Source organism: Flavobacterium sp. (genome assembly GCF_039916025.1).
Classification (GTDB): Bacteria; Bacteroidota; Bacteroidia; order Flavobacteriales; family Flavobacteriaceae; genus Flavobacterium.
Genome location: NZ_JBDSMB010000166.1, coordinates 1 through 5,884, shown reverse-complemented (window position 1 = coordinate 5,884; position 5,884 = coordinate 1). Strand labels below are relative to the sequence as shown.

Sequence of the window (5,884 nt, the reverse complement as noted above, 5' to 3'; positions counted from 1 at the left end):
GAAATCCTTTTTATTTTTTCTTTAAAAATGAAAAGATTGCAGTGTAAAGCTGGAAATAGCTTCAAATAAAAAAGCTATTGCTTATTTTTGCAAATTACATACTGAATTTTATCATGTTAGAAAATCCAAAAAGATATACCATCACTGCTGCGTTGCCTTATACGAACGGCCCAATTCACATTGGTCATTTGGCCGGCGTTTATGTGCCATCAGATATATATGCCCGTTATTTAAGATTACAAGGAAAAGACGTTGCGTTCATTTGCGGAAGCGATGAACACGGTGTTGCCATTTCGATGAAAGCCAAAAAAGAAGGCATCACACCACAACAGGTTATCGATAAATACGACGGAATTATTCGTCAGTCGTTTATAGATTTCGGGATTTCGTTTGATAATTATTCGAGAACATCTTCTAAAATTCATCACGATACCGCTCAGGAATTTTTCAGAAAATTATATGATAAGGGCGATTTCATCGAAGAAGTTACCGAACAACTGTATGATGCCAAAGCAGATCAATTTCTTGCAGACCGATTCGTAACCGGAACTTGTCCGAAATGCGACAATCCGGAAGCTTATGGCGATCAATGCGAGCGTTGTGGTTCGACGTTGAATGCAACTGATTTGATCAATCCAAAATCTACAATTACTGGCGATACGCCAATTTTGAAATCAACTAAACACTGGTTTTTACCTTTGGACAGATATCAGGATTTTTTACAGAAATGGATTTTAGTTGACCATGCAAAAGACTGGAAAGTAAACGTTCTTGGGCAAGTGAAATCATGGTTGGATGACGGATTAAAACCTCGCGCAGTAACACGTGACTTAGATTGGGGAATTGATGTTCCGGTTGAAGGTGCCGAAGGAAAAAAATTATATGTTTGGTTCGATGCCCCAATTGGGTACATTTCTGCGACCAAAGAATGGGCAGCAAGAGAAGGAAAAAATTGGGAAGATTACTGGAAAAAAGACGACACCAAATTGGTTCACTTTATTGGAAAAGACAATATCGTTTTTCACTGCATTATTTTTCCGGCGATGCTAAAAGCCGAAGGAACTTTCATTTTACCAGATAATGTTCCGGCAAATGAGTTTTTGAATCTGGAAGGAAACAAACTTTCGACATCAAAAAACTGGGCGGTGTGGCTGCATGAATATTTACAGGATTTCCCGGAAAAGCAGGATGTGTTGCGTTATGCTTTGACAGCAAATGCTCCAGAAACAAAAGACAACGACTTTACCTGGAAAGATTTTCAGGCGAGAAATAATAACGAATTGGCAGCGGTTTTTGGGAATTTCATCAATCGTGTTGTGGTTTTAACCAATAAATATTACAACGGAATTGTTCCAAATCCGAATGAATTTAATGACGTTGATGCACAAACTTTAGCCGAATTAAAAGCGTATCCTGCTGTGATTTCTTCTTCTATTGAAAGATACAGATTCCGTGAAGCGCAAGGCGAATTAATGAATGTGGCTCGTTTGGGAAATAAATATTTAGCGGATGAGGAACCTTGGAAAATGGTAAAGACCAATCCGGAAAGAGTGCAGACTCAAATGTATGTAGCGCTTCAGATTGCGGCTGCTTTACAGGTTTTATGTGAACCATTTTTACCGTTTACGTCAAATAAACTGGCAACAATTTTAAATACAAAAAATCTAAGTTGGAATGCAGTTTCTGAAACATCAGATTTACTTCCTGCCGGACATCAAATTGGTGAAGCAGAAATATTATTTGCCCAAATTGAAGATGCCGAAATCCAAAAACAAATAGACAAATTAGAAGCTACCAAAACATCAAACGCGATGGAAAATAAAGTAACCGAACCTCAAAAACCAACCACAACATTTGACGAGTTTGCCAAATTAGATTTGCGTGTCGGAACGATCGTTGAAGCTGAAAAAATGCCAAAAGCCAACAAACTTTTAGTATTAAAAGTGGATACAGGCTTAGACGTGAGAACTATAGTTTCAGGAATCGCCGAGCATTTTTCACCTGAAGAAGTGATTGGAAAACGCGTGACAGTTTTAATAAATCTTGCCCCAAGATCTTTACGCGGCGTGGAAAGTGAAGGCATGATTTTGATGACCAATAACGCTGAAGGGAAATTGGTTTTTGTAAATCCGGATGCTGATGGAGTTGATAATGGTGCTCTAATTAGTTAATGCCAAAAAACAAAAACATGAAAAAAATCTTTTACTTACTTATCTGCCTAATTTGTTTGAATTCATTTTCTCAGGAAATAATTAAAAGTGTCAACTTAAATATCAGTAAAAAAGCAGAAGTTTTTCAAATTGTTGAAGAAAGTAAAAAACAGGTTTCTTTGTTTTTCAGCGCCAAAGTCAACGTGCTTTCAGTTCGTTTTGATGAAAATTTCAATGTGATTGATTCGCTTACAACCCCAAAACCATCAAAAGAATATGATGATATTGTTGGTTATAGCTTATCGGATAATAAATATTATACTTATTGGTCAAATTCAAACGGCAAGGAATTATTGTCGCAATGTTTTGATTTCGATACTAAAAAAGTAACATCAAAATCTTTTTCTATACCTTTTGAAAAGGAGAAAATCATAAAAAAGATTACCGTTAATAATGTCTTTTACATGATTACAATTTTAAAAGGCACCGGTATTCTAAACTTTTATGTGATAAAAGATGCTGTTGTTGAAAAGAAAAGTATTGATTTATCTGCAAAAAGGTTCCTTGACAGAGATGATAAAGTAACTACGCTTTGGGATATTATCTCTTCCTCTACTTTTTATGAAATGCCGTTTTCATTTAAGACAATTTCTAACGAAACACCACCTTCTTTAGCTTTAAGTGCTAATAAACGTAAGATTTATGTTTTTGGAAATCAATTGATGTTTACACTGGACAACAACAGACGATTTACCCAAACCTTTACTATTGATTTAAATGATTTTTCGTCTTCATCAAAAATGTATCAACAGCCAAGCTTTCCTGAAGATGTCAAAATTAACAATGATAATGGACAGTCTGTAACTTATTATTATGATTCAAATTCGTTTTTTCTTAAGGACAAACTTGTTCAGATAAAAATCAATTCAGATTTCATGAAGTTGTCTGTAAAAAACATCGCGGGTGAAGAGACAAAGAGCTTTCTTATTAATGATCAGGAAATCAGCTTTAAAAATTCAGACATATATCAGGAAAACGGAAGTGTCAAAAGTCTCCGTGTTTTAGGCAAGTCAAGTCAGTTATTGCGAAAAATAAACGACATATATCCTTCGCTATCTCTTTATGAAGCAAACCAAAAATTATATATGATTATTGGTGGTGTTTCAGAAATTCAGCAAAATAACGCAATGATGCTTGGTGGTATGTATGGAGTTTCTGGTGCGCTAATTGGTATGGCATTATCATCAAATTATTCTCTTAATAATCTGAATTCTTATAATGGAAGAAAAGTAGTTTACGTCAATTGTTTGTTTGATACTAATTTCAACCATATTGATGGTGAAGTTAAAAAAACTGCTTTTGATAATGTAAGGGCTTTTTCAGAAAGTCATGATAAGCTGATTGCTCCAGTTCTTTTTAAACTGAACTCGAACTTGTATTATGGCGGTTTTGATAGTGAAGCAGGAAGTTATTCTTTTTATAAATTCAATGATTAAACAGTGCCGAAGAAGCTAATCATATATGCCATTTTATCCTGGTTATTGGCGTTAGTCTTTTGGCAGATTATTTTCAATTCACATGAAGTCTTATCGCTGATTTTATGGGAAATTCATACCATTTTCACTTCGGTTTTGGCTTTTTATATTCTTATCAGCTTAATTGTTCCCGAGAGAATATTGGACATTGTCAAAATCATTTTTAGAATTCTATTCAAGGTTTGGTTTGTCATTTTTATTGCCTTCTCGCTAAAAAAATCATTTGATATAAGAGGATTTCTGCTGACAGCTACTTTTGTTTTTGGATATTTAGAAGGGCTAATCGATTTGAATTCCTGGCTTACTAATAAAAATGGCGATTTTATTTTGAATTATTTCAATGCGAAAAATTCAAAAAACACCCGGATTTCAGTTTGCGTTATCATGCTTTCACTTATTCACATTTTTTCGGCTATGATTGCTTTTGTTTTTTTCAGCATCAAATAACCTTAAAACGTATGTGGATATTTTTGTAACTTTATAAAAATTCCGAAATTATGTTATCAAAAAAGATCGAATCGGCGCTTAATAAGCAAATACGAATTGAAGCAGAATCTTCCCAAATATATTTGTCTATGGCTTGTTGGGCCGAAATTCAAGGTTTAGAAGGCGTTGCGCAATTTATGTATCGACAATCGGACGAAGAGCGAATGCACATGCTTAAATTGATAAAATATGTAAATGAACGCGGCGGGCATGCAGCAATAACAGAATTGAAATCTCCCAAAACTTCTTTTGGTACATTTAAAGAAATGTTCGGAGAATTATATCAGCACGAATTGTTCGTTTCGCAATCCATTAATGAGTTGGTTCATGTAGCTTTTGAAGAAAAAGACTATGCCACACATAACTTTTTACAATGGTATGTAGCCGAGCAGATTGAAGAAGAAGCTCAGGCGAAAAACATATTAGACAAAATTAATTTGATTGGAGATGACAAAGGTGGTTTGTATTTATTTGACCGCGACATTCAGCAAATTACAGTTAACAGTTCTATCGGAATCAATAAAAATTAATCCGAATTCCACTCGTTTTGAGTAATAAAGAAAAACATAAATCAAAAAAGAAACACGAAAAAGTGCTTCTTAAACTTCACAAAATTGCTGAAAACTGCAAGTCGGAGTGTTGTGAGAAATATAAAAAAAAGGAAAGCAAACGATGCAAACGATGCCCGATGTTTGACTTGCTCAAAAAATATAAAACTCCTTCAGAATGATGGAGTTTTTTTGCTAAAATGAAAACTATGAACCTAAAAGTAATTGCCTTCGATGCTGATGACACTTTGTTTGTCAATGAACCCTATTTCCAGGAAACGGAACAAAAATTCTGCGCTTTGATGGGTAATTATTTATCGCATCACAGTTTGTCACAGGAATTATTTAAAACGGAAATCGATAATCTGGATTTATACGGTTACGGAATCAAAGGTTACACGCTATCAATGATTGAAGCGGCAATGAAAATTTCTAACAACACTTTGTCAATTGAAGTTATTGGAAAAATTATCGAATTGGGAAAAGAGTTATTGCAAAGACCTATCGAGCTTTTAGATGGTGTAGAAGAAACGCTTCAGGCGCTTCAGGGAAAATACAAACTGATTGTGGCTACCAAAGGCGATTTGAAAGACCAGCAAAGAAAACTTCACGACTCCGGACTTGGCCCTTATTTTCACCATATTGAAGTGATGTCCGATAAACAGGAATTGAATTATGAAAAACTTTTAAAGCGTCTGGAAATTGAACCAAATGAATTTTTTATGATTGGAAATTCTTTGAAATCAGATGTTTTGCCTGTATTGGGTATTGGCGGTTATGCAGTTCATATTCCGTTTCATACTACCTGGGAACACGAAAAAATTAATCATACTGTTGATCATCCAAATTTTAGAACGCTGGAAAAAATATCGGATGTTTTAGAAATCTTGCTCTGATAAAACTATAGCTGATAATTAATAAAAAAGCGGCAGAGTTTTCACTTTGCCGCTTTTAGTAATTCTTTTGATTTTCACAAAGCGTTCAAAACTGACAGAATATCATCTCCATACTTCTCCGTTCTCGCTTTGCCAAAAGCCGTAACATTTTCTAATTCAGATAACGTTTGCGGATTTGCTTTTGCAATTGCTGCCAAATGAGAATTATGACAAATTCTGAAAGATGACCAATCTAACTTTTTTGCTAAATCATTTCTCCACTGACGAAG

6 protein-coding genes are annotated in these 5,884 nt (G+C 34.6%); 5 read left to right on the top strand and 1 reads right to left on the bottom strand.

Going from position 1 to position 5,884, the window contains the following annotated elements; genetic code table 11:
* The first annotated feature begins 113 nt into the window (after positions 1 to 113).
* The 5 genes from metG to ABIQ27_RS12790 all read left to right on the top strand — a co-directional run bounded on the left by metG (position 114) and on the right by ABIQ27_RS12790 (position 5,615).
* Positions 114 to 2,171 (top strand): methionine--tRNA ligase, encoded by a 2,058-nt coding sequence (gene metG / locus ABIQ27_RS12810; RefSeq protein ID WP_348034306.1) that lies wholly within the window; start codon positions 114 to 116, stop codon positions 2,169 to 2,171.
* A 17-nt stretch (positions 2,172 to 2,188) separates the two neighbouring features.
* A complete protein-coding gene (locus tag ABIQ27_RS12805) occupies positions 2,189 to 3,646 on the top strand; it encodes a hypothetical protein (protein WP_348034304.1) in 1,458 nt (485 codons plus the stop codon).
* 3 nt (positions 3,647 to 3,649) lie between these two features.
* Positions 3,650 to 4,132 (top strand): hypothetical protein, encoded by a 483-nt coding sequence (locus ABIQ27_RS12800; protein WP_348034303.1) that lies wholly within the window; start codon positions 3,650 to 3,652, stop codon positions 4,130 to 4,132.
* Between the two features lie 50 nt (positions 4,133 to 4,182).
* A complete protein-coding gene (locus ABIQ27_RS12795) occupies positions 4,183 to 4,701 on the top strand; it encodes a ferritin (RefSeq protein WP_348034302.1) in 519 nt (172 codons plus the stop codon).
* 227 nt (positions 4,702 to 4,928) lie between these two features.
* Positions 4,929 to 5,615 (top strand): HAD family hydrolase, encoded by a 687-nt coding sequence (locus ABIQ27_RS12790; RefSeq protein WP_348034301.1) that lies wholly within the window; start codon positions 4,929 to 4,931, stop codon positions 5,613 to 5,615.
* A gap of 74 nt (positions 5,616 to 5,689) precedes the next feature.
* Here the strand turns inward: ABIQ27_RS12790 and ABIQ27_RS12785 are convergent.
* A partial coding sequence (locus ABIQ27_RS12785; RefSeq protein ID WP_348034299.1) for an HRDC domain-containing protein occupies positions 5,690 to 5,884 on the bottom strand: 195 nt, incomplete at its 5' end.